Below are 22,491 nucleotides of genomic sequence, written 5' to 3'. Positions count from 1 at the left end.
TAGGTAACTTAGTTTATGAATATTCTTGCTGTTATTCCTGCTCGCTATGATTCAATTCGTTTTCCTGGTAAACCCTTGGCAATGATTGGCGATCGCCCAATGGTGCAGAGGGTTTATGAGGCAGCTAAAGGTTGTCCTAATTTCACTAAGGTGGTAGTTGCCACTGACTCTGAATTAGTTGCGGATTGTGTGGGGCAGTTTGGGGGAGAGGTGGAAATGACTCGCTCAGACCATGCTACTGGTACTGACCGGGTTGCAGAAGTAGCTCAACGTTATCCGGAAATGAGGGTAATCGTTAATGTCCAAGGAGACCAACCTTTTGTTACTGGTCAGATGCTGACCGAGCTGGTAAGTCCTTATCTCAAAGGGGAGTTTCCTGCGATGACGACTCTTGCTTGTCCTCTGGATATGGCAACAAGCTATCAAGACCCTAACTCAGTCAAGGTTTTATGCGATCGCAAAAATCACGCCCTCTACTTTTCCCGTGCTCCCATTCCTTACTTCCGTAATCCTGGAGATGCTCCTGTATTCCACCATCTCGGACTCTATGCTTTTGAGCGAGATTTCCTGAGCAAATATGCTCAACTGTCACCGACACTGCTAGAAAAGTGTGAAGGCTTAGAGCAGTTGCGAGTACTTGAACATGGATTTGCCATTCGGGTGTGTATTACTGAAAAGGCAGTTTTGGAGATTAATACCCCTGAGGATTTAGTTAAAGCTCAAGCCTTAATTTATCATTAAACCTGGAGATGCTATCCAAATTATTGAGAATAGATCCCAGTTTTCCCTAAGTAGCTAAAAACTCTGTTAATATGTAAGTCTATCAATAGATAAATGATTATCTACATTGCCTCATATCCACGCTCTGGAAACTCATTGACCCAGCAAACAATTCAAACTTTCTTTGAGCGACCAATGACTGTAGTCTACGGAGGTAGTAGGAAACCTGAGACCTATGCTAGTGGAGCCGTAAATTTTATCAAAAACTGGCGTTGGCCAAAGGACAAGACAATTTCAAAATCTTTGTGGGGTAAGTTGCATGCTCAAATTAATAAAAACAATCTAGAAAACTGGATTGCTCTGTATGACCTGAATGTGCCCCCTTATACGAAAGATTGCCGCTACTTACTTCCTGGCTGTTTGAGCGTGCTAACGCCGAAAAATCGCCAAAAATTGGCAGCTGAGGAATCTCCCTTCTTTATCAAAACCCACGAACTACCCTACCAAGAATATTTTGAAGGGGAATACGTCATCTTAGCTGTTCGTCATCCCGGTTCTGTTCTTTGGTCTTATTTCAATTTTATCAAGGATTTCTGGCAAGACGTTAAAACTCTCGATGAAGTAATTAGAGGAGAAGTTACATTTGGCTCGTGGAGTGAATGGTATCAAAGTTGGAATCAAGCCATACCTTCTCTAAATGACAGACTTTTAAGACTCCGCTTTGAAGATGTGCTGGCGGATAGGCGCAGGGCATGTCAGCAGATAAAAGCCTTGATTAGTCTAGATTATAATCCCTCCAAGCAAGAACTTTCATTTGAGGAGCTGCATAAAAAAGACCCGCAACATATCCGCTCTGGAAAAGCTAATGGCTGGGAAAAGTACTATACCGACAACCAGCTCAGCCTTCTTTGGGAGTTACACAGTGCAACCATGCAGCAATTCGGTTATGAGATGCCTAAATAGGCATAGTCTACGTTGGCTTCTGAGGTTAATCAGCCTGCCTTGCTAAGGCAGAAGGCAGAAGGCAGAAGGTAAAAGAGTTTCAGGGTTTTTTTTCTGATTTAATACCAGGGAGTTTAAATGGGTGACAGCTTACCTATTAGTACAACCCATTGTATAGTTAACAATAATTGACACTCCCCGTCCTGTAAGAACGGGGATTCTTACTTCAACGAGCCGACTTGCTCAGCCAGGTCGGAACCAGAAAGAGTAGAGGCCGATTCGACCTAAGCGTTTTGATCATAGATCTAGGTTTCGGTGTGCCCCACCGTACCTTTACTTTTTTTTTTAGAGATAGATACTTTTTTAGATCTAAATTTTTCATAGACGTTAAAGTCGTTGTCTTGATGCAGTCGCTCATGGGGGAAACCCCCAAGACCGCGCTGCATCGCTAGACTAAATTACGCAATATGTATCTCAGACATATTTTTTACGTTGCCTACTTATGGTTAGATAGTATCTATCTCTTTTAAAAGTCTATTGTTTATAATCTTATAGTAGCACACCTAGTACAAACTGTCAAGAAAAAGTTTTAAAAAAAAGCCGTCCCTAGAAGTTACCGTAAGAATAAAGAAGCCTTTAAAGGGGGCAGGCTATGAGCATAAGGGTTAAAACTTATTAATTAAGGCTTCTTTATTCTAAGGTTTCTATCCAGCGAAGGACGGGGCTTTAAACCCAATTTTTTTGGTAACTAATTTATGAATCGCGCTCAAATCACAGATACCCTCTCGATTGGCGATCGCTACCCACTCACCCTGATTGGTGGTCCGTGTGTGATTGAATCGGAAGACTTTACCTTAAAAATGGCAGAGGAGATCCATAAAGTATGCGATCGCTTAAATATTCCTTTCATCTTCAAGTCTTCTTTTGACAAAGCCAATCGAACTTCCATCAACTCCTTTCGGGGACAAACCCTAGACACAGGTCTAGACATTCTCCAGAAGGTCAAACAGAAGGTGGGTGTGCCAGTGCTTACCGATATCCACGAAAGTCACCAAGCTGCAACGGTTGCTGAAGTAGTCGATGTCCTGCAAATCCCAGCGTTTCTGTGCCGCCAAACTGACTTGCTAATCGCTGCGGCTGCCACAGGTAGGGCAATTAATGTCAAAAAAGGTCAGTTTCTTGCCCCTTGGGATATGAAGCATGTGGTCACCAAACTGGAAGCTGGGGGAGCCAAGAATATTTTACTCACAGAGCGGGGTACTAGTTTTGGTTACAATACCCTAGTGGTAGACTTTCGCTCCCTCCCTCAGATGCGCGAGTTAGGTTATCCTGTAGTTTTTGATGCCACTCATAGCGTCCAGATGCCTGGAGGAAAGGGAGATAAATCTGGTGGACAGGGGCACTTTGTTCCCTATTTGGCCAGAGCTGCCGCTGCCGTTGGCATTGATGCTCTGTTCATGGAAATTCATGAAAATCCTGACATCGCCCTTAGTGATGGTCCGAATATGGTACCATTGGCAGAACTGGAAAATGTCCTCAAGGGAATTCTGAATGTTCGTGCAGCTTTGGACGCTACAATTGGGTAAAATTTGCGGATAAATTTGCGTTGCTTAATAATGGAATGAATGCGCGATCATATGGTTTTGTTGAAGCCCCCTAAATCCCCCGAGCGAGCAATCCCTCGCTCGGGGGACTTTTAGAGTTTTTTTCCCCCCAGAATTGGGGGGTTAGGGGGGCGAAACCATACCCAGAATCAGCAACGCCGAAAAATTTGCTATGAATAACATCCCTGAGACCGAATTACAAGCACGTTTATCCCAGGTGAAACTGCTAGCTCTAGATGTAGATGGAGTCATGACCGATGGCGGACTTTACTACACAGAAAGCGGTGAAGAACTCAGAAAATTTAATGTCAAAGATGGCATGGGAATAAAGCTACTCCAACAGACTGAAATTGAGGTAGCTGTTATTACCAATAGCAGTTCTACGGCAACCCGAAATCGAGTCCACAAGCTAGGAATCAAGTACAGTTTTTTTGCCATTGAAGATAAGTTAGCTGTGCTCAAAGAACTCTGTGAACAGTTGAGTTTATCTCTTGCCCAAGTCGCCTATGTTGGTGATGATATAATTGATTTACCAGTTCTGAAAGCTGTAGGATGTCCCTTAACTGTTGCTGATGGGATACCAGAAAACCAAGACACTGCTGTGTATGTTACCAAATTAGCAGGTGGCCAAGGAGCGGTTCGAGAAATATGTGAGCTTTTGATGAAAGCACAGGTTTAAGGTAAGTATTCAGTATTCAGCTATCAGCTATCAGCTATCAGCTATCAGCTATCAGCTATCAGCCCCCGCAGCCTAGAACTTAAACGCTACAGCTGAACCAAAAGCTCACTTGATGCCCGTAGGAAGTATAGAAGACTATCCCGATTCAAAACATAACGTCTGAAAGGGTTAGTAGGCAATGTTTTTCAAGTAGTAAGCCTATGGGCTACGCCCACGCTACGGGAACAGCTGGCTTTTGAATTAAACAGGTAAGCATTGGTTTAATCTCAGTTACCTCAACTGACCGCTGACCGCTGACCGCTGATAGCTGACCGCTTAGCTCTTAACCAGGAGCAATGCTGACTACTTCCATAAACCAAATGACTAATCCTAAGCTTGTTAAACGCATCATTACCTGTCAAGGCACCATTCAACTAGTGACTGCCTTATCAGTGCTTAGTTACAGAGAAAAACAGCAAAAAGACCTTACTATTAAATACCAAGATTACCTTGTTATTTATCATCTCTATTCTCCCCCTGGGCAAATTGATGAATTTGCAGCCTTTATCAAAAGGATAGCAGAGTTAGTGGGGGAGTGGCAGAAAATTGTGTACATCACCCCTGAGCAACTCAGTGATATTGAGAGTCGATTAGACTATTCCAGCCCATCAAAAATTTTCCGGATAGTCCATGAAATGGTAGGCACTAACAGCGCTGATGAAATTTACCTGTGCCGGAATTGGATGTTTGGAAATAAACTACTGATTAATAGTTACAAATCTGCCCTGAAACTTTGTTACGGTGATAGTATTGGTTTTTACTTTTCGGTAAAATCAAAAGCATTATTTGCCGATAAGCCAGAAATTAAGCCTAATTTAATTAGCTACCTACAAAAAAAACAAAAAGCATTAGTTCGTAAAATTAAAACGAGTTTACGACTAATCACTTATCTAAAAATTAGACCAAAATTTGATATCGGTTATTTTGTATTACCTGAAGCGTTTGGGGAATCCCCTCCCATGAAAACTGTCACATTAAATAAAGTGTGGCTTCTCGAAACGTTTCAAAAGCTCAGGGGTTTGGTAAACCCAGAATACGTTCTCCAGTTTCGCAATAAAATTGCTGAATCTCCTGTTTCAATCCTACTCACTTCAAATTTCTCTGAGGCTCGTAGAATGTCTCTGGAAAATGAAATTGCTGCTTACCGTGAATTCCTGATCACTGAAGGTATAGAGCCAAACACAGTACTGGTGATAAAACCCCATCCTAGAGATGACAATGTTAAACTCCAGAAGTTGGAGGATGCCCTATCTGAATTGTTTGATAAAATAATAATATTATCAGAACCAGACCTCTTTTTTCTACCGTTTGAGGTATTTTTTGCCGAAGCTTTTATACCCCTAGATTCAAGGGTCAATAATCAACCCAGGGTGTTTGCCGTCAGCACAGCTTGTGTCTCCCTAAAGCTACTGTTTAATGTTCCCAGTATTGTTGGCTTTGGAGACCAGATTACTTCCAAGCTTTTCTATGAAAGTTATGCAGCTGGTAGGTTGGAACACGAGCAGGAGTTAAGAGCAGCAATCAACAACGTTGAAATATAGCACTACCCATTAAGGTGTTTGACATTGTCTTGATGCAGTCGCTCATGGGGGAAACCCCCAAGACCGCACCGGTAGTCGCTCATGGGGGGGACCCCCAAGACCGCGCTACCTCGCTGCATCGCTCCTAAACTCCGAAACTTAGTTATAGCTTACTTCTGACTTCTGACTTCTGACTTCTGACTTCTGACTTGCGCCTAGCGCTATACCTGGAATTATTAGCGAGCACCATGAAAGTCCTACATATCAATCAATCTGATCTTTCTGGGGGAGCCGCGATCGCAGGCTACCGACTCCATCAAGGTTTGCTCGGTCAAGGCGCAGACTCACGCTTGTTAGTCTGGAGACCCAAAACGATTAGTGATCGTGTAGATTATGCTGCCCGTTTAGCCATTCTAGATAAACTAACTGCCCCGATTACCCAACAACTAGGACTTTACTATATTAATAAACTGGGCACCTTTACGATTCCTAAGCACAGCTTTTATAAAAACGCCGATGTCCTCAATTTTCATGTGCTTCATGGTGGCAGTCGTGGATACTTTAATTATTTAGCAATCCCTTCATTAACTAAACGTAAACCTGCTGTGTTTACCTTCCATGATATGTGGAGCTTTACTGGACATTGTGCCTATAGCTATGACTGCGATCGCTGGAAACGTGGTTGTGGAAAATGTCCCGATCTAAATATTTACCCAGCTATTCCAAAAGATAACACTCATATAGAGTGGAAGCTAAAAAACTGGGCTTATAGTCACTCAAACTTAACAATTGTTACTCCCAGTCGCTGGCTTTGTGAGCAAGCTAAGCAAAGTATGCTCAACCGGTTTGAGATTCACCATATTCCAAATGGTATTAATACCGAAGTCTATCAGCCCCTCGAATCCCAACAGTGCAAATCTGTACTCAACATTCCCACTGGCAAAACAGTTCTGATGTTTGCCGCCACAAACTTAGCCGAGAAGCGCAAGGGCGGCGATTTGCTGTTGAAAGCGTTGCAAAGTCTACCCCAGTCTATCAAGGCGGAAACTATAGTGCTAACCTTTGGTAGTGGTGGCGAAACGATTGCTGAGACTGTTGGCATCCCAGCATTGAATCTTGGTTATGCCAGCAATGATCACTTTAAAGCCATTGCCTATTCTGCTGCTGATTTGTTTCTTTTCCCCACCCGTGCGGACAATCTTCCCGTGGTCCTGCAAGAGAGTATGGCTTGTGGTACCCCCATGGTGTCTTTCAACATCGGCGGCGTTCCCGATTTGGTACGTCCTGGTATTACTGGTTACTTAGCTCGGCCAGAGGATATTCAAGATTTCTGTAATGGTATTGTGCAGTTACTGGAAGACAAACCGCTACGGGAAACCATGGCACAACAGTGTCGTGCTATTGCCTTGGAAGACTATTCACTTGAACTGCAAGCCCAGCGATATATGGACTTATATCATCAGGTGTTACAAAACTAGAATGCGATCGCATCCGTCAACAGCACTATTAGATGACTCTAGAAAGTTATATAGCGTTTCTCATAGCTATTACGTAAACATTATTTTTTCCCACTCCCGACTCCCGACTCCCGACTCCCGACTCCCGACTCCCTGTTCCCTACTCCCTACTCCCTACTCCCTGTTCTCTTTACTATATAAATTCCATATGATGGCTGATTAAATATCAGCAATATTTATTGAAATTAGTATTAGAGAGAGTATATTAAGAACTCTGTAAAAATAAAATTATGATCCCTGATATCTATTTAGTTAGTATGTATTGATAGCTAGTAGCCAGATATAATTATTTTAAGAGGTGATTACCTTGAAAACCATTGCTCTCATTGAGGAAAATTGGAAGGGACATCGTCCAACATACCTCAAGGTTTTCACCAAAATGTTGCTTGAGCTTGGTCATCAAGTAATAGCCTTCTGCCCAAAACCATTAGAATTAACTGAATGGATTGCCTTTAACTGCCCTAACTATCAAGAGCAATTCCAGGTTTTTCAATTTCAAACACCAGAGCCTAGCTCATTTAGGATCAATGGAATTCGCACAGCCCTGAATGCAGTAAAACGTTGGTATTACGCCAAAGCTAGCATTCAGTATGCTTCATCAAAAATTGGTAAAGTACCCGATCTAGTATTTTTTCCCTGGCTTGATAGTTGTTTAGCGCCCTACCTGCTACACCATATAGTAGACAATATTTTCCCTTACCCTTGGTCTGGTCTCTATGTTCAACCTCGTCATTTGAGGCTTAAACAAAAGTTTTGGTCTATCAATAGAGGTCCTCTAAAACCTCATGCTGCGTTAAAATCCTCTAATTGCCCAGCTGTTGCTGTTCTTGACGAAGGGATTGCTAACCAATTACAAAGCAAAATCAACGGCAAAACTGTCATTACGTTTCCCGATTTTACCGACGAGTCAGCTCCAGACTTGAATTGGTCAATCGTGAAACAAATTCAAGCCAAAGCGAAAAGAAAAAAAATCATTGGATTACTAGGGATACAATCCCAGCGCAAAGGAGTTCTGACACTTTTAGAAGTTGCTCAGCAGATGGTGAAACAAGACTATGTTTTTGTCTTCGCCGGTCAGTTATCCAAGCACAGCTACACTTACCAAGAGCAAGCAAGACTCCAGACTCTTATTGACCGAAAGTTACCTAACTGCTTTTTTTATTTTGAGCGTATTCCTGATGAAGCAAAATTCAACGCTTTAGTTAGTACTTGTCATATCTTATTTGCTGCCTATCATGACTTCCCCCACAGTAGCAATATCCTAACTAAAGCAGCAGTTTGTGAAAAACCTGTGATTGTGAGCAGCAAATTTTGTATGGCAGAGAGAGTACGTAAATTTAAATTGGGTTTGACTATTAATGAAGGGGATGTGCTGCAATGTATTTATACTATAGGTCGCCTTTGTAGTCAACTGGATAACTATAACCAACAAGTGCAACCTGATTTTGATGGTTATAGACGTCTTCACTCTACTGATCAGCTCCTACAAAAAATTCAGAGTATTTTAACTAGTATTTAGCAAGTCGCTACTGAAAAATACTAGTTTTTATATTAATTATGTAGATAAAGATGAAAACTCCAGTTGCCTTCATAATCTTCAAACGACCAGATACTACTGAGAGAGTATTTGAAGTAATTCGCCAAGCCAAACCTCCCAAACTTTTTGTGATTGCTGATGGACCCCGTGCTGATCGACCAGGTGAAGCAGAAAAGTGTGCTGCAGCTCGTGCAATTATTGAGCGCGTCGATTGGGATTGTGAGGTTTTGGAAAACTACTCTGATGTAAATCTGGGCTGCTGTCAGCGAGTGTCAAGTGGAATAGACTGGGTTTTTAACACCGTTGAAGAAGCAATTATTCTTGAAGATGATTGTCTCCCCCATCCCGATTTTTTCCCATTTTGTGAAAATCTGTTAGAGCGATATCGAGACGATGAGCGAGTCATGATGGTTAGTGGGACTAACTTTCTAGGTAAATGGAAGTCTGATCGTCAGAGTTATCATTTCTCCTATTATGGTGGAATTTGGGGTTGGGCTTCTTGGCGAAGGGCATGGAATTATTATGATATTACTATGAGTCTTTGGTCAAATCCTGATATTAAAAATCGCATCAGGGATGTGTTGGCAAATAACGAGCATTACCAAGCCCGTAAAAAATCCTTTGATTCTACACTAAACGGTAAGTATGATGCTTGGGATTACCGATGGAGTTTTGCCAGACTTGCACAGTCTGGATTATCAATTGTTCCTGCTGTTAACCTGATTTCAAATATTGGTTTTGGGGAAGGGGCAACCCATACCGTATCAGCAACTAGTCAACTAGCACAACTGAAAACCATAAGTCTTAATTTTCCGATTAATTATAACCAATTTACCGCTGTCGATAGAGATTATGACCACAATTATTTTCAAAATTTTATTAAACGCTCTAAATTAACTAAATTATTAAGCATTTTCAGATTTGCTTAAAAAACTATGAAAGTCATTTCCCTTTTAGATCCATCGATTTGCAGCTCTAACCTAGGCGATCAGATTATTATTGACTCTGTCGATAACATTATAAATAAAACCTTTGATGAACCCCTATTAATTCGGATTCAAACTCAAGATCAAATTTCCAGTAATTCCTATAAATACATGAGGATGAGTGACCTCAAAATTATTGGGGGAACTAATCTTTTATCATCGAAGATGAATTCCTATAAGCAATGGAAAGTTAATCTGTGGGATTCCCTATTTATTAATGACATCATTTTGTTGGGTGTGGGCTGGTGGAAATATCAACAAAAGCCTAATTTTTATACAAGAGTTTTGTATAAAGTGCTGCTCAGTAATACCTATCTCCACTCGGTTAGAGATAGCTATACCGAGCAAAAATTAAAATCCATCGGCATCCCTAACGTAGTTAATACCTCTTGCCCGACATTATGGACTCTGACAGAGGAACACTGTTCCAATATACCACGAAAAAAGTCAGACTCCGTTTTAGTTACCTTCACGGAGTATCATCAAAATGAAAAGTTTGATTTCAACCTAGTCAAGGTATTGTCACAAAACTATCAAAAAATTTATTTCTGGACTCAGCAGCCCAAAGATTATCACTATATGCAATCCTTTTGTGGCAAGAGTGCTATATATCTGAAACCTAGCCTAAAAGCATTAGATCAGTGTTTATCTAGCTGTGATGTAGATTATATAGGTACGCGATTACATGCTGGCATTCGAGCATTACAACACAGTAGAAGAGCACTGATTCTTGCTATTGATAACAGAGCTACTGAAATTGCTAAAGATACTAACCTTCCAGTTATTAAACGAGATGATATAGACTCGATTAAACATTGGATAGATTCCTCCTATGAAACAAAAATAAACTTACCAATAGAAAATATCAATAGATGGAAAAATCAATTTTAATCAACGTAAGCTGTTTTGCATTTAAATTGCACAACAGCAAGGCAGAAGGCAGAAGGCAGAAGGCAGAAGGCAGAAGCGATCCAGCGCGGTCTTCGACATCCCTACTCCCTACTCCCTACTCCCTACTCCCTACTCCCTACTCCCTTTGCCATATCGTTAGTGATGTTAGTTTTATGGTAGGTTGATGTTAAAACTAATAAATATAGGTTGCGGCTCTACATATTCTAATCATCCGGCGTGGACTAATGTTGATTTAGCACCACAATCATCCGATATTCATAATCATGATATCAGGAAAAAGTTGCCCTATCCTGATGCTTATTTTGATGCTTGTTATAGTTCTCATGTAATAGAACATCTCAAGCAGCATGAAGCTGATCAACTTATTGCTGAGTGTTGGCGTGTTCTTAAGCCACAGGGAATAATTAGGGCAGTTGTTCCTGATCTAGAATCAATAGCTAGACATTATATCTCTACTTTAGAACAGGTTGAGTCTGGTGTTACGGAAGCAGAGCCTAACTATGACTGGATAATGTTAGAACTTTATGACCAGACAGTGCGCCACGTTAAAGGTGGTGAAATGGCTAGTTATCTAGCTGATACTCATCTTACTAATAAAGAATTTATCAGATCTCGTATCGGTAGCAATGCTGATATATTTTTGGATAAAAACTCTGAAAAAAAATCCTGGATAGAGCGACTAGCATCTAAAGATAGGTATTGGTTTTACAAAACCTTGAGGAAGTTTAATCTCAGAACTAGTATTGCCAAATATCTAGTGACTCTGATCGCAGGGAATGAAGCACGACAAGCATTTGAAGTCGGGTTGTTTCGGAATTCAGGTGAAATTCATTATTGGATGTATGACCGGTTTTCTTTACGACGACTGCTGGAGCGCTCAGGATTTGTAGAGGTGCGCGTTTGTGGTGCTGATTCAAGCCGTATTCAAGATTTTAATAGCTACGGTCTAGATATGCTTGAGGGCAAAGTGCGTAAACCCGATTCACTGTTCATGGAAGGTATTAAACCATGAAGACTCTAATTGTTAGTAGTTTCGATATCTCTGGTGGAGCTGCTCGTGCTGCCTATCGATTACATCAAGGTTTCCACAGCATTAATTTAGATTCCCAAATTTTAGTGCAGGAAAAATTTAGTCATGATCAAACTGTCATTGGACCAACAAAAAAGTTGACACAGGGCCTAGCCAGGAGCAGATGGACTTTTGGCGCTTTACCTCAAAAGCTTTACCCCCAACGGGAAGATAAAACCTTTTCTAGCCAGTGGTTTCCCGATGCAGTTGTTCCCAAAGTTGCCCGACTTAAGCCCGATATTATTAATCTCCATTGGATTTGTGCTGGCTATGTCCAAATTGAAACCATTGGGAAACTAAAGCGACCAATTGTTTGGACTCTTCATGATATGTGGCCATTCACAGGAGGATGTCACTACAATCACGATTGCGATCGCTATACAGTCTCCTGTGGTAATTGTCCTCAACTTAACAGCAGCAAAGACTGGGATTTATCCCGTTGGGTATGGCAGCGCAAAGCCAAAGCTTGGCGAAATCTTGACCTGACAGTTGTCACCCTCAGCTCATGGTTAGCCAAATGTGCCAGTGCCAGTTCCCTTTTCCAGGATCTGCGAATTGAGCTCATTCCCAATGGCATTGATACTCAACAGTACAGACCCATCCATCAGCAGGTAGCGCGAGAATTACTTAACTTACCCCAGGATAAGCAACTTATTTTATTTGGAGGAGTAAATGCCACTAGTCAAAAACGCAAAGGGTTTCAATTGTTACAACCAGCGCTCCAAGAGCTGAGCCAATCCGGATGGCGAGATCAACTAGAGTTAGTTATTTTTGGTGACTCTCGGCCAGACAATCCACCTGAGTTTGGTTTTAACGCTCACTACTTAGGGACATTCAGCGATGATCTCTCCCTAGCGCTAGTTTATGGAGCAGCAGATGTATTTGTTTGCCCTTCCCTTCAAGATAACTTGCCCAACACAGTCATGGAAGCGATCGCATGTGGAACTCCTTGCGTCGCCTTCAACATTGGCGGGATGCCCGATCTGATTGAGCACCAGAAAAACGGCTATTTAGCCCAACCTTACCAAATTGAAGCTCTAGCTCAAGGAATTGCTTGGGTGCTAGAGAACACAGAACGACATCAGAAACTATCCTACCGCGCCCGCGAAAAAGTAGAAAAAGAATTTACCTTAGAAATTCAAGCAAGACGCTACTTATCCCTTTTTACTGAAATTTTATCCGGAGTATAACTATCATTACTAGAAAATATAGTATCACTGATATAACTAGGGTTATATAACTCTCAATAAGAGATAATTCATGATAAATTTAAAAAGGTTATCTACTAATCAGTTAATAACTTTTTTTTTAATAAAATTAGAACCATTTTTGATTGGAATATGCTTATTTTCCGGCATGTTTCTTGATTTTCCAGGTCCTCTACTTAAGCTTTTAAAAGTTGGTAGCTATCTAATCTTGTTTTTTTTAATTCTTTGGCGATGGAAAAGATTTGCCTATGTTTTTACAAGGGATATACCGTTACTATGCTTAGTAGGGACTGCTGTGTGGTCGGTTGGATGGTCTGCGGTTCCCGGTATTCCAGAATTACTTAGAGCCGTCTTACGTGCAACTGCCCTCGGAGCATACTTAGCAGTTCGCTATAACCCTAAGGAGCAAATGCGTCTGGTGGCATGGGTGCTAGGTATAGTGGCGATTTTAAGCTTATTGGTCACTTTAGCTCATGGCTTAGGGGACGCTCCCGCTCAGGGTATCTTTAGGCATAAAAATCATTTAGCTCGTCTGATGACCCTAAATGCCATAATTTCGTTATTGAGCATCCTCAACCATCGGAAATATCGCTGGGTAGGGTGGGTGGGATTTAGCTTATCTGTTTTGATGCTACTACTTTCTCAGGGAAAATCAGCATTGCTAATCTTTTTAGTTATGATTACCCTGCTGCCCCTTTACAAGTTTGTCAAACAGCACTATAAGTTACAAACTGTTCTTTACATGGTCTCAGCCCTCCTGGCTTTTGTGGCATCGATAGTAATTTTATGGAACCTGGAATTCATACTAGTTGATATTCTAGGCAAAGATCTACAATTGAATGGGCGTTTACCGATTTGGACTTTAGTATTTGATAAAATTTTAGAACGACCTTGGCTAGGTTACGGTTTTGAAGGATTCTGGTCTTCCGACGCTGGCTACTCTGTCATCAACTCTACATGGCTTGCCCATGGAGGATATGGTAATGCTCATAGTGGTTATCTTGAGTTAGCTCTGCAACTTGGATTTTTAGGTATTTTCCTTTTTGTGCTTAGTTTATGTATAGCCTTATTTAAGACAATTCAAGTCCTAAGCGTCACCAAAAAACTAGAATTTTTCTGGATGTTTCTCTACCTAGTATTTTTCAGTATTGTTAACCTGAGCCTAGACCCATCAATTCTTGCCGAAGACATCGTGTGGACTCTGTACGTATCAACCGCTCTTTCGGCAGCTGTTTACCAGAGTCGAATTGTCAAGAATCCCCACTTACTAGGTGTTAGGGAACAGGGAGTAGGGAGTAGGGAGCACAGAAGTCAGAACAGGAAAGAGGTAAGAGGGAAAAAATCCTGTGTACCTGATTGCTATGAAAAACCCTGTAAATTATTTCAGTAAAATAAACGGGATAGTAAGCCATGAAAAACTCAGAGGAAAGTACCATTGATGAACAAGAAGACCCTCCCTTAGCCGAACTTCCGAGCATTTCGATAGTTGTTCCTAATTATAATAGCGGATCAACTATCTGTGCCACCTTACAAAGCTTAATTGAGCAGAACTATCCCAAGCTAGAAATCATTGTAATTGATGGCGGATCTACTGACAACAGTGTCGAAGTAATTAAGCAGTTTGAACCATACATTACCTGGTGGGTTAGTGAAAAAGACAGTGGTCAATCCAATGCCATTAATAAAGGTTTTGCGAAGTGTAATGGTGATATCGTTAATTGGCTGTGTAGTGACGACCTCCTAGCACCAGATGCCTTACACACAGTGGGAAAATACTTTGCCGAGTCGCCTGATATTGACGTCTTAGTTGGTCGCAGCCAAATTGAATATAGGACTGACAATTTAGGTCAACCACTCAAAGGAGCTAATTTTTGGATGACTCTATTTGGGCGAGTATTGCCCTTAGGATTAGGGTCACGACCGATGATATTGGATGCTAAAAAACAGATCTACATTAAAGCTCCTACACTCAAACAAATTGACTTAATTTCTGTTGCTTCTCCCATTCACCAACCTAGCTGCTTTTATCGGCGCAAGCTGCTTGATCGACCTCAACCATTAGATGAAAGCTATGAGTACACCATGGATATTGAGCTATTTAATTATTTCTACTCCCGTGGTGTGCGCTGGCGCGTGATCGAAGAGGTGCTAAGCATTGCTCCAGTAAGTGGTGACAATAAAACCAGCATCGCTGGTGTAAAAGCTACCTATGAATTAGAGCAAATATACAAAACTTACACCAAAGAATTAATCCCTCTAACCTATTGGCATAGACGACTACGTTATCCCTTGGAGCGTTTTATCAAACGTCATCGTGGCCGTCTTTGGTTATACATAGTCGGACCAGTATGGGTTGCCCTCACACTACTATTAAGCCCATTTTATGGTGTTGAAAAAGTTTGGGCACTTAGGTGGACAAAGTGGATTTGATTACTTTTAGGGAACAGGGAACAGGGAACAGGGAATAGGGAATAGGGAATAGGGAGCAGGGAGCAGGGAGCAGGGAGCAGGGAACAGGGAGCAGGGAGCAGGGAGCAGGGAGCAGGTTACCGAAGTCCTGAATGTCTTAAAATTAGGGAAAATTATGGTTCACTATCCGTCTTCACACACAAGTAAAGACACAAGTAAAGACACAAGTAAAGATACAAGTAAATACCAAAAATTAGACCTTAAAACACAAAATAATTTTCCTGTCGTGGGATGTCAGGTAGTAATGTTAGGTGACAACCTTCAGATCAAGGCTGGTATCCCATCAGTGCAGAAGGTTATTCTTCGTAATGCACCCTCTCAGGTTAAAATTCAGCATATTCCTACTACCTGTACTGATGGCAAAAACGGATCAATTACTCGTAAGCTCTTAGTTTTTGGAAAAGCTCTGGGGAAGTTGCTGTGGAGGTTATCCACAAAAAAGACTGATCTGATTCACGTGCATTTTTCTCAAAGGGGTAGCACGCTCCGGAAAATGATTTTGATGCTCCTTGCACTAGCATTCCATGTCCCTGTGGTTTTGCACGCCCATGGTAGCGAGTATAAGTTGTTTTACACTGGGCTACCTCAATGGGCAAAAGGAATAATTAGCTTGGTGTTTCGACAATCTGCCTACTTTATTGTTCTATCACAAAGCTGGAAAAACTTTTACCAGTCCAGTTTCCGACTAAAAGCAGAACAGGTTGTAATTCTTCCTAACCCAGTAGAGTTGCCATCAAAAATTCCAGAGCGCACAAATTCCAAACAAATAATGTTAGTTTTTGTGGGAGAAATCGGTAAACGGAAAGGAGTATTTGATCTGATCCGGGCGTTTGCTTCTCTCTCTCCTGAACAAAAAACTTGCTCAGAATTACTATTAGCAGGGGATGGAGAAGTAGAGCAAGCCTGTCAATTAGTTCAAAGTCTGGATTTAGGAGACCATATCAAAGTCCTTGGCGGCATAGACTCAGCTCAACGGGATGCTCTTTTAGCAAAAGCGAACATATTTATCTTGCCGTCTTATAACGAAGGTCTGCCCATGGCATTGCTTGAAGCCATGGGTTGGGGCTTACCTGTGATCACCACACCAGTAGGGGGGATACCAGAGTTGGTAATACATGGTGACAATGGTTTGCTAGTTAAGCCTGGACAGATACCAGACCTATCTATGGCTATGCAGACTCTAATTAATGATCAAGGGTTACGGCTCTCCTTAGGATCTAGCGCAAGAGCAAGCGTTGCCCATCTCAATGTCAAAAACTACCTCAGTTCTCTGCTTAATATTTATGGCTCAGTGCTTACAGGCGTTTTCAGATGAATTGACCTCACTACCTTTAGCTGCAAGCCCCCTAAATCCCCCAATTTTGGGGGACTTTAACTCAATTTCCCCCCAAATTTGGGGGGCTAGGGGGGCGAAACTTGCTGTAAATCTCAAGCAACAGCTCCATGAACACACTATTGAGTTTCTCAAGATCTCTGTTATACAAATATCTGCTGATGTCTGGGATACAGGAGGTTGACCCATGAAAGTATTACTTTCAGCGTATCAGTGCCAACCTCATACAGGTTCAGAAAACGGAATCGGCTGGGCTTGGGCGACACAACTGGCTCGAATGGGGCATGAAGTCTGGGTGATTACCTGGAGTCATAATCGGATTCCGGTAGAGCAGGAACTTCAGGTAAATCCAATATCTAACATACATTTTTTCTTTTGCGACCATCCTACCTGGTTATCTCGGTTGTTCAAAATTCTGATTACCAGACACCTAATATTGCTCTCAGTTCCCTTGTGGCAATTGATGAGTATCTGGTGGCAATGGGATGCTTATCGAATCGCCAAATCATTAACCCAGGAGGTGGTATTTGATCGGGTTCATCACGTAACTAATACAACAATTCGACGCCCCAGTTTCATGGGTCTTTTAGGAATCCCTTTCATTTTCGGACCGGTAGCTGGTGGAGTAAAAGCACCTTGGTGTCTCAGGAAAAGCTACCCAGTCAGGGGCTGGTTATTTGATTTTATCCGCGATATTTCTAATACTATTGTTAAATTTGACCCGCTGATGAACTTAACGTTTATCACCGCATCAAAAATCTATTGTCGCTCAAAGCCTACCCAGGCACTTATCCCAAAATTTTACAAGTATAAGTCTGACGTTGTTTTTGATATTCCTATATATGATATCATAAAAATACCTAAAATTATTGAAGAATACTTCATCAATAAAGATACTTTTAATGTTCTTTTTGTAGGGCGTTTTTTACATTGGAAAGGGATACATCTGGCGCTGAAAGCCTTTTCTCTGTTGCACCAAAAGATTCCCAATACCCATTTTACAGTCATTGGTCGTGGTAGTGAGCAAACTTGGCTGCAGAGACTGAGTGAGAAATTGGGTATCAAGGATGCTGTAGACTGGATACCTTGGATGGAGCAGAAAGAATTAAGTTCACCTTATCTAGAACATGATGTTTTTCTATTCCCCAGTCTCCATGATTCCGGCGGGCTAGTAATTCTAGAAGCTTTGTCCCATGGCTTACCAGTAGTTTGTCTAGATTTAGGAGGACCAGGGGTGATGGTGGATGAAACCTGTGGACGGGTGATAAAAACCGATGGTTTGACGGAAGAAGGGGTGATACAGAAGCTTAGTGATGCCTTAGTAGAACTGGCAGAAAACTCAGAATTGCGACAGCAGTTGAGTGCAAGGGCCTTGGCGCAACCAACTAAATTTGAATTTAAGAATGTTGTGGAAAAAATATATATAAATTAATTGGTTGAGGTAAAAAGTTCTGGGTTTTAGGGAGCAGGGAGTAGGGAGTAGGGAGTAGGGAGTAGGGAGTAGGGAGTAGGGAGTAGGGAGTAGGGAGTAGGGAATAAGGAGTAGGTAAAAAAAACCTGTGTAAATCATTACTATTACAAGCGATATAATTTTTAAAAAAATTTTAATTTATTAAAACTAAAACTATAGTTTAAAATACGGCGGTTTGCATAACTATCAGGTATACAGTATTTTTTCCTCTTCCCTCTTCTCTCTCCCCTCTTTTATTCTCCCTGCTCCCTGCTCCCTGCTCCCTGCTCCCTAAAACCTAATAATTTGTATCTGATCAATTGCAAACCGCTGTACTTATGCATCTATCCTTAAAGTCACATTTGGTGATTTTTTTTACTGATTTGATTAAGGATATCAATTTTAATGGCTTCATTTTCAAAAGTATTAATAATTGTCGAAAATTTACCTATACCCTTTGACCGACGGGTATGGATGGAAGCTACTAGCTTACAGAAAGCTGGTTATCAAGTTACTACAATTTCTCCCAAAGGGAATGGGTTTGATAAGGATTATGAAGTCATGGAAGGGATTCATATTTATCGCCATCCCCTACCACCAGAAGAAAGCTCGGTTACTGGCTATCTTCGAGAATACAGCTGGGCTGTGAATTGGCAATTTCGCTTAGCTCGTCAAGTATGGCAAGAGCAAGGTTTTGACATAATCCACATTTGTAATCCGCCAGATTTAATGGTTCTAGTAGCGGGATGGTTTAAATTGTTTCGGGGCGTAAAAGTAATTTTCGACCATCACGATCTGGCTCCGGAGATGTACATCGCCAAGTATGGACGAAAAGATATCTTCTATCATGGTCTACGCTGGGCTGAGCGCTTGACTTATGCTACGGCAGACATGGTGATTTCAACTAATGAATCCCATCGCAAAGTCGCCCTTACCCGAGGGGGGAAGAAACCAGAGCAAGTAGTTGTAGTGCGCAGTGCTCCTGATCTAGAACGGTTTCGGATCATGCCCTCAAACCCGAGTTACCGCAGAGGTCGTGACTATCTGGTCGGTTATATGGGGGTTATGGGGGAACCGGAGGGCATTGACTATCTTCTCAGGGCAATACGTTATATTGTGCAGGAAAAGAAGCGCCAAGATATTCACTTCATGCTAATTGGCAGTGGCCCTGCTGCTGAAACCCTCAAGGCTTTATCTAAACAGCTTGACCTGACTGATTTTGTAGAATTCACAGGATTTCAGACCGGGGAAGCACTTTTAGAGCGGCTTTCCAGTTGCGATGTATGTGTGGAACCCTCTCCCACATCGGCTTATAACGAAAACTGCACTATGAATAAAATCTTGGAGTACATGGCTCTAGGTAAACCCATTGTTCAGTTTGACCTCCGAGAGGGAAGACACTCTGCAGGCAATGCATCTGTTTATGCTACGCCTAATGACGAGCTGGAGTTTGCTGAGAAAATTCTCGAACTTCTCAATTCTCCTGAAGTCATAGAAACAATGAGTGCAGAAGGTAGGCGCAGGATGGAAGAAATGCTGGAGTGGCGTCATCAAGCGCCTAAACTTTTAGATGCTTATAGGAAAGTTTCGTGAGTTTTATTAAGAGCAAAGGGAACAGGGAGTAGGGAGTAGGGAGTAGGGAGTAGGGAGTAGGGAAAACATCCTGTCTAGTTCAGGTGCGACCCGTGGCGAATTTAATAATTAGATGCGGAAAGCGCACCTAATAGTTATGATAAACGCTATCTATTGCTTTAGCAAAAGTAACTATATCAGTTATAACCTAGAAAATAGATGGTCTTATAGTATCGATTTTATAAAACTATTTTTATGATATTGAATGAAAATTATTTAGTAAAAAAACTCAAACGTTTACCGGGAAAACTTAAGAGAGAGTCTTTGCGAATACCAAGGCTAGAGCACCTGTATTATGGTGACTATATAAAAAGACTAGAAAATCATGCTAACTCCCTACCTGCCCTAGCTCCAGTAGATTTACCGTTGTTGAATTCTCTCTTGAAACAAGGAACGGTTGTTACTTCTCTAGAAGAGTTAGAAATTTCCTATAAGGAACTGATAGATAGTGCTGAGGATATCTTACCAAAATTACGGGGATTACCTATACCGAAACTTGAGTCTTGTATAACCTATCGCGAAGAGCTAATTAGTTACCCACAACTTTTTAAGTGGGGACTTAACGAACGATTGCTTGATATTGTTGAAAATTACCTTGGTGTTCCAGCATTATTAGCTGCTGTAACCCTTCAAAGGACTATTGCGGATGGAAAACCAGTACATGTCAGGCAATGGCACGTAGATCCAGAAGACTATCGCATGGTTAAAATTATTATCTATTTGAATGATGTGGGGTTAGATGGTGGCCCTTTTGAATATATTCCCAGACATTTAACCTCATCATTAGCTGAAGCCCTGAACTACAATTATTACAGTTCTGGTTTTGTCTCGGATCAAGAGATGGCGAGGGTTGCGCCTAAAGCTACCTGGATCCCTTGCCCAGGACCCTATGGCACAGTAATTTTTACTGACACACGCAGCATTTTCCATCGTCTGAAACCACCTACTGGATCAGAGCGATACTCAATTACTTTTTCCTACACCTCTAGACGACCGATCACAACCTTTGAGAGAAATTTCTCTAAACACCAGTTGCAAGCTATTGCCAGCGGGTTAAGCCAACGACAACAAGATTGTCTCTTTTTCGATTAAAGCTGTGATCATTACAGTGGAGTTGCACCATGGTTAACCCAGTGGAACAGGCATCAGGCGTGGAACAGGCATCTTGCCTGTTTCAATTCCCAGGCGGGCTGTCCCAACAAGGGGCGAAGAGGCGGAAAATGAGGGCTCTCCCTTGGGTGGTGCGTTACGGGGCGGAGTATACCAACGCTGGCTACAAAGCGAAACATCAGAAGCTTTCCGCCCCTAAAGCACCACTAGCAACTGTGATCCGGTCATGGCTTGATGATCTCGTAAATTGCCAAAAATCAATCCTACCCTGAGCGATCGCATACCTTTGATGTTAGGATTTGACTCGTAACCGTAAATTATACGGATATGAACAAAGATACAGGGAATTGTATCTTTGTGAGGAGTGTTCGAAAAAAAGGAATAAGAGGCTTGTGGTAGATTCTAAACGATTGTCTGGGCAGTTGTTCAACTTAACGGGAACTAAACTCCTATATATTCTATCAATCGGCTTAACTCTGGGTGCATTAATTTTGGATGGGACAGCAGCTCGGTCCCTGATCGCAGGTAACTCCATCACTATACCCCTGTTGATCTGTGCTCTGATCACTACTGGGATTGGATATCGAGCAGTCCCCTTTCTACAAGCACTCAAAATGGGTCAGATTATCCGTCAAGAGGGTCCCCAATCCCATTTACACAAAGCGGGTACCCCCACCATGGGTGGCATATTTTTTGTGCCGGTAGGGGTGGTGATTGCCCTGGTGTGGTCAGGATTATTCCTCCGGCAGCAGGATTTTATCCCGGTCCTAGCGGTATCCCTAGCTACCCTTGGCTATATGTTCATTGGCTGGGTGGACGATTGGCAAGTAGTCCAACGCCGCTCCAATAAAGGGATGTCCCCGAGAATGAAACTGGCCTTACAAATTGTAGTCAGTTTACTGTTTTGTCTATGGTTATCACAAACCCAGCCAGCCAGTATCACTAACATCACCCTACCCTTGGGGATCGTCTTACCCTTGGGATTCTTGTTTTGGCCGGTGGGTATGTTTGTGCTATTAGCAGAAAGTAATGCTACTAATCTTACCGATGGAGTGGATGGACTAGCAGCAGGAACCTGTGCGATCGCATTTTTAGGACTAGCTGCCCTGATTGCTCCGACCTCCCCTGGTTTAATGGTCTTCTGTGCTTGTATGAGTGGCAGTTGCCTCGGTTTTATTGCCCACAACCGCAATCCCGCCAAAGTCTTCATGGGGGATACCGGTTCTCTAGCCCTAGGAGGAGCACTAGCAGCGGTAGGACTTTTGACTGGGAACCTCTGGGGTTTATTTATAATTAGTGGTATTTTCTTCCTAGAAGCCGTATCAGTGATAGCTCAAGTTAGTTACTATAAAGCCACCAAAGATGCCAATGGGGTGGGTAAACGTTTATTAAAAATGTCACCGTTCCACAATCATCTGGAACTTTCTGGCTGGTCAGAGACCCAGATAGTGGCGGTATTTTATGTAGTTAATGGGCTTCTGGTCTTGTTGTGTTTGGGGTAAATTCTCATTGGTTTTTTCTCCTTTGCCCAAGGCCTATAGTTGATCAAGGCAAGAGGCATGCATGCAAGACTAACCCACGCCTACCCCCTCACAGGGGTAGGTTTTTTTACATTAAGGTCGGGAGTCGGGAGTCGGGAGTCGGGAGTAGGGGGTCGGGAGTCGGGAGTGGGGAGTCAGGAGTGGTGTGTGTGAAGGCATTAGTATAATAGGTATAACATAATGTAAGGAGTATGGATGTGAGGGTAATCGTCTTAAAGCTAAA

The 22,491-nt window shown here is 42.1% G+C and carries 23 protein-coding genes; 21 read left to right on the top strand and 2 right to left on the bottom strand.

The features are described 5' to 3' along the window. The first annotated feature begins 15 nt into the window (after positions 1 to 15). Both kdsB and F6K46_RS18570 read left to right on the top strand, forming a co-directional pair. Complete coding sequence (kdsB, locus tag F6K46_RS18575) at positions 16 to 741, top strand: 3-deoxy-manno-octulosonate cytidylyltransferase (protein ID WP_293059906.1); 726 nt, start codon at positions 16 to 18, stop codon at positions 739 to 741. Between the two features lie 93 nt (positions 742 to 834). Next, a complete protein-coding gene (locus F6K46_RS18570; protein ID WP_293059903.1) occupies positions 835 to 1,683 on the top strand; it encodes a sulfotransferase domain-containing protein in 849 nt (282 codons plus the stop codon). A gap of 284 nt (positions 1,684 to 1,967) precedes the next feature. Here F6K46_RS18570 and F6K46_RS18565 read toward each other — a convergent pair whose 3' ends face one another. Continuing rightward, entirely contained in the window at positions 1,968 to 2,108 is a 141-nt protein-coding gene (locus F6K46_RS18565) for a hypothetical protein (protein WP_293059900.1), read from the bottom strand. Between the two features lie 309 nt (positions 2,109 to 2,417). On the opposite strand from F6K46_RS18565, the gene kdsA reads away from it, so the two are divergent. The 15 genes from kdsA (at position 2,418) to F6K46_RS18490 (ending at position 17,967) form a co-directional block, all read left to right on the top strand. Beyond that, positions 2,418 to 3,248 carry a 3-deoxy-8-phosphooctulonate synthase gene (kdsA, locus tag F6K46_RS18560; protein WP_293059897.1) on the top strand — a complete coding sequence of 277 codons (831 nt, stop codon included), beginning with the start codon at positions 2,418 to 2,420 and terminating at the stop codon, positions 3,246 to 3,248. Between the two features lie 190 nt (positions 3,249 to 3,438). Continuing rightward, positions 3,439 to 3,945 carry an HAD-IIIA family hydrolase gene (locus tag F6K46_RS18555; RefSeq protein WP_293059894.1) on the top strand — a complete coding sequence of 169 codons (507 nt, stop codon included), beginning with the start codon at positions 3,439 to 3,441 and terminating at the stop codon, positions 3,943 to 3,945. A 359-nt stretch (positions 3,946 to 4,304) separates the two neighbouring features. Beyond that, positions 4,305 to 5,525: a polysialyltransferase family glycosyltransferase gene (locus tag F6K46_RS18550; protein ID WP_293059891.1), complete on the top strand. Its 1,221-nt coding sequence runs from the start codon at positions 4,305 to 4,307 to the stop codon at positions 5,523 to 5,525. A 227-nt stretch (positions 5,526 to 5,752) separates the two neighbouring features. After that, a complete protein-coding gene (locus F6K46_RS18545) occupies positions 5,753 to 6,982 on the top strand; it encodes a glycosyltransferase family 4 protein (RefSeq protein WP_293059888.1) in 1,230 nt (409 codons plus the stop codon). A 1-nt stretch (position 6,983) separates the two neighbouring features. Further along, positions 6,984 to 7,184, top strand: coding sequence for a hypothetical protein (locus F6K46_RS18540; RefSeq protein ID WP_293059885.1), 201 nt, complete (start codon positions 6,984 to 6,986; stop codon positions 7,182 to 7,184). Between the two features lie 144 nt (positions 7,185 to 7,328). After that, positions 7,329 to 8,540, top strand: a complete 1,212-nt coding sequence (locus F6K46_RS18535) for a glycosyltransferase (RefSeq protein WP_293059882.1) — start codon at positions 7,329 to 7,331, stop codon at positions 8,538 to 8,540. A 50-nt stretch (positions 8,541 to 8,590) separates the two neighbouring features. Continuing rightward, positions 8,591 to 9,487, top strand: a complete 897-nt coding sequence (locus F6K46_RS18530) for a glycosyltransferase family 2 protein (RefSeq protein WP_293059879.1) — start codon at positions 8,591 to 8,593, stop codon at positions 9,485 to 9,487. Positions 9,488 to 9,493: 6 nt separating this feature from the next. Further along, positions 9,494 to 10,435 carry a polysaccharide pyruvyl transferase family protein gene (locus tag F6K46_RS18525; protein ID WP_293059876.1) on the top strand — a complete coding sequence of 314 codons (942 nt, stop codon included), beginning with the start codon at positions 9,494 to 9,496 and terminating at the stop codon, positions 10,433 to 10,435. A 26-nt stretch (positions 10,436 to 10,461) separates the two neighbouring features. Beyond that, positions 10,462 to 10,620, top strand: a complete 159-nt coding sequence (locus F6K46_RS18520) for a hypothetical protein (protein WP_293059873.1) — start codon at positions 10,462 to 10,464, stop codon at positions 10,618 to 10,620. Next, a complete protein-coding gene (locus F6K46_RS18515) occupies positions 10,620 to 11,468 on the top strand; it encodes a methyltransferase domain-containing protein (RefSeq protein WP_293059871.1) in 849 nt (282 codons plus the stop codon). Before F6K46_RS18520 ends, F6K46_RS18515 begins: the two co-directional genes overlap by 1 nt. Beyond that, positions 11,465 to 12,715: a glycosyltransferase family 4 protein gene (locus F6K46_RS18510; protein ID WP_293059869.1), complete on the top strand. Its 1,251-nt coding sequence runs from the start codon at positions 11,465 to 11,467 to the stop codon at positions 12,713 to 12,715. Before F6K46_RS18515 ends, F6K46_RS18510 begins: the two co-directional genes overlap by 4 nt. 313 nt (positions 12,716 to 13,028) lie before the next feature. Next, entirely contained in the window at positions 13,029 to 14,123 is a 1,095-nt protein-coding gene (locus F6K46_RS18505; RefSeq protein WP_293059867.1) for an O-antigen ligase, read from the top strand. Between the two features lie 20 nt (positions 14,124 to 14,143). Further along, positions 14,144 to 15,163: a glycosyltransferase family 2 protein gene (locus F6K46_RS18500; protein ID WP_293059866.1), complete on the top strand. Its 1,020-nt coding sequence runs from the start codon at positions 14,144 to 14,146 to the stop codon at positions 15,161 to 15,163. A 154-nt stretch (positions 15,164 to 15,317) separates the two neighbouring features. Continuing rightward, positions 15,318 to 16,517 carry a glycosyltransferase family 4 protein gene (locus F6K46_RS18495; RefSeq protein ID WP_293059864.1) on the top strand — a complete coding sequence of 400 codons (1,200 nt, stop codon included), beginning with the start codon at positions 15,318 to 15,320 and terminating at the stop codon, positions 16,515 to 16,517. Between the two features lie 205 nt (positions 16,518 to 16,722). Continuing rightward, positions 16,723 to 17,967 (top strand): glycosyltransferase, encoded by a 1,245-nt coding sequence (locus F6K46_RS18490; RefSeq protein WP_293059861.1) that lies wholly within the window; start codon positions 16,723 to 16,725, stop codon positions 17,965 to 17,967. Here F6K46_RS18490 and F6K46_RS18485 read toward each other — a convergent pair. Then, on the bottom strand, positions 17,875 to 18,105 hold the full coding sequence (locus tag F6K46_RS18485; protein WP_293059858.1) for a hypothetical protein: 231 nt from the start codon (positions 18,103 to 18,105) through the stop codon (positions 17,875 to 17,877). The genes F6K46_RS18490 and F6K46_RS18485 overlap by 93 nt on opposite strands. Before the next feature lie 285 nt (positions 18,106 to 18,390). Between F6K46_RS18485 and F6K46_RS18480 the strand changes: the two genes are divergently transcribed. From F6K46_RS18480 to mraY, 4 genes are all read left to right on the top strand, one after another. Then, the gene (locus tag F6K46_RS18480; protein ID WP_293059855.1) at positions 18,391 to 19,578 is read left to right on the top strand and encodes a glycosyltransferase family 4 protein; all 1,188 of its coding nucleotides are present in this window, start codon (positions 18,391 to 18,393) and stop codon (positions 19,576 to 19,578) included. Positions 19,579 to 19,812: 234 nt separating this feature from the next. Continuing rightward, positions 19,813 to 20,709 (top strand): hypothetical protein, encoded by an 897-nt coding sequence (locus F6K46_RS18475; protein WP_293059852.1) that lies wholly within the window; start codon positions 19,813 to 19,815, stop codon positions 20,707 to 20,709. Positions 20,710 to 20,738: 29 nt separating this feature from the next. Then, complete coding sequence (locus F6K46_RS18470) at positions 20,739 to 20,999, top strand: hypothetical protein (protein WP_293059849.1); 261 nt, start codon at positions 20,739 to 20,741, stop codon at positions 20,997 to 20,999. 120 nt (positions 21,000 to 21,119) lie between these two features. Further along, positions 21,120 to 22,229, top strand: a complete 1,110-nt coding sequence (gene mraY, locus F6K46_RS18465; RefSeq protein ID WP_293059846.1) for a phospho-N-acetylmuramoyl-pentapeptide-transferase — start codon at positions 21,120 to 21,122, stop codon at positions 22,227 to 22,229. Positions 22,230 to 22,491: the final 262 nt, after the last annotated feature.

The organism is Moorena sp. SIO3E8 (genome assembly GCF_010692445.1).
Taxonomy (GTDB): domain Bacteria; phylum Cyanobacteriota; class Cyanobacteriia; order Cyanobacteriales; family Coleofasciculaceae; genus Moorena; species Moorena bouillonii.
The sequence above is the reverse complement of the archived record's forward strand: the minus strand, read 5'-3'. Positions and strand labels throughout refer to the sequence as shown.

What these genes read in the sequence shown, in the direction of transcription:
- kdsB (WP_293059906.1), top strand. Translation starts at nt 16, where the DNA reads ATGAATATTCTTGCTGTTATTCCTGCTCGCTATGATTCAATTCGTTTT.
- F6K46_RS18570 (WP_293059903.1), top strand. Translation starts at nt 835, where the DNA reads ATGATTATCTACATTGCCTCATATCCACGCTCTGGAAACTCATTGACC.
- F6K46_RS18565 (WP_293059900.1), bottom strand. Translation starts at nt 2,108, where the DNA reads ATGCAGCGCGGTCTTGGGGGTTTCCCCCATGAGCGACTGCATCAAGAC.
- kdsA (WP_293059897.1), top strand. Translation starts at nt 2,418, where the DNA reads ATGAATCGCGCTCAAATCACAGATACCCTCTCGATTGGCGATCGCTAC.
- F6K46_RS18555 (WP_293059894.1), top strand. Translation starts at nt 3,439, where the DNA reads ATGAATAACATCCCTGAGACCGAATTACAAGCACGTTTATCCCAGGTG.
- F6K46_RS18550 (WP_293059891.1), top strand. Translation starts at nt 4,305, where the DNA reads ATGACTAATCCTAAGCTTGTTAAACGCATCATTACCTGTCAAGGCACC.
- F6K46_RS18545 (WP_293059888.1), top strand. Translation starts at nt 5,753, where the DNA reads ATGAAAGTCCTACATATCAATCAATCTGATCTTTCTGGGGGAGCCGCG.
- F6K46_RS18540 (WP_293059885.1), top strand. Translation starts at nt 6,984, where the DNA reads ATGCGATCGCATCCGTCAACAGCACTATTAGATGACTCTAGAAAGTTA.
- F6K46_RS18530 (WP_293059879.1), top strand. Translation starts at nt 8,591, where the DNA reads ATGAAAACTCCAGTTGCCTTCATAATCTTCAAACGACCAGATACTACT.
- F6K46_RS18525 (WP_293059876.1), top strand. Translation starts at nt 9,494, where the DNA reads ATGAAAGTCATTTCCCTTTTAGATCCATCGATTTGCAGCTCTAACCTA.
- F6K46_RS18515 (WP_293059871.1), top strand. Translation starts at nt 10,620, where the DNA reads ATGTTAAAACTAATAAATATAGGTTGCGGCTCTACATATTCTAATCAT.
- F6K46_RS18510 (WP_293059869.1), top strand. Translation starts at nt 11,465, where the DNA reads ATGAAGACTCTAATTGTTAGTAGTTTCGATATCTCTGGTGGAGCTGCT.
- F6K46_RS18500 (WP_293059866.1), top strand. Translation starts at nt 14,144, where the DNA reads ATGAAAAACTCAGAGGAAAGTACCATTGATGAACAAGAAGACCCTCCC.
- F6K46_RS18495 (WP_293059864.1), top strand. Translation starts at nt 15,318, where the DNA reads ATGGTTCACTATCCGTCTTCACACACAAGTAAAGACACAAGTAAAGAC.
- F6K46_RS18490 (WP_293059861.1), top strand. Translation starts at nt 16,723, where the DNA reads ATGAAAGTATTACTTTCAGCGTATCAGTGCCAACCTCATACAGGTTCA.
- F6K46_RS18485 (WP_293059858.1), bottom strand. Translation starts at nt 18,105, where the DNA reads ATGATTTACACAGGTTTTTTTTACCTACTCCTTATTCCCTACTCCCTA.
- F6K46_RS18480 (WP_293059855.1), top strand. Translation starts at nt 18,391, where the DNA reads ATGGCTTCATTTTCAAAAGTATTAATAATTGTCGAAAATTTACCTATA.
- F6K46_RS18475 (WP_293059852.1), top strand. Translation starts at nt 19,813, where the DNA reads ATGATATTGAATGAAAATTATTTAGTAAAAAAACTCAAACGTTTACCG.
- F6K46_RS18470 (WP_293059849.1), top strand. Translation starts at nt 20,739, where the DNA reads ATGGTTAACCCAGTGGAACAGGCATCAGGCGTGGAACAGGCATCTTGC.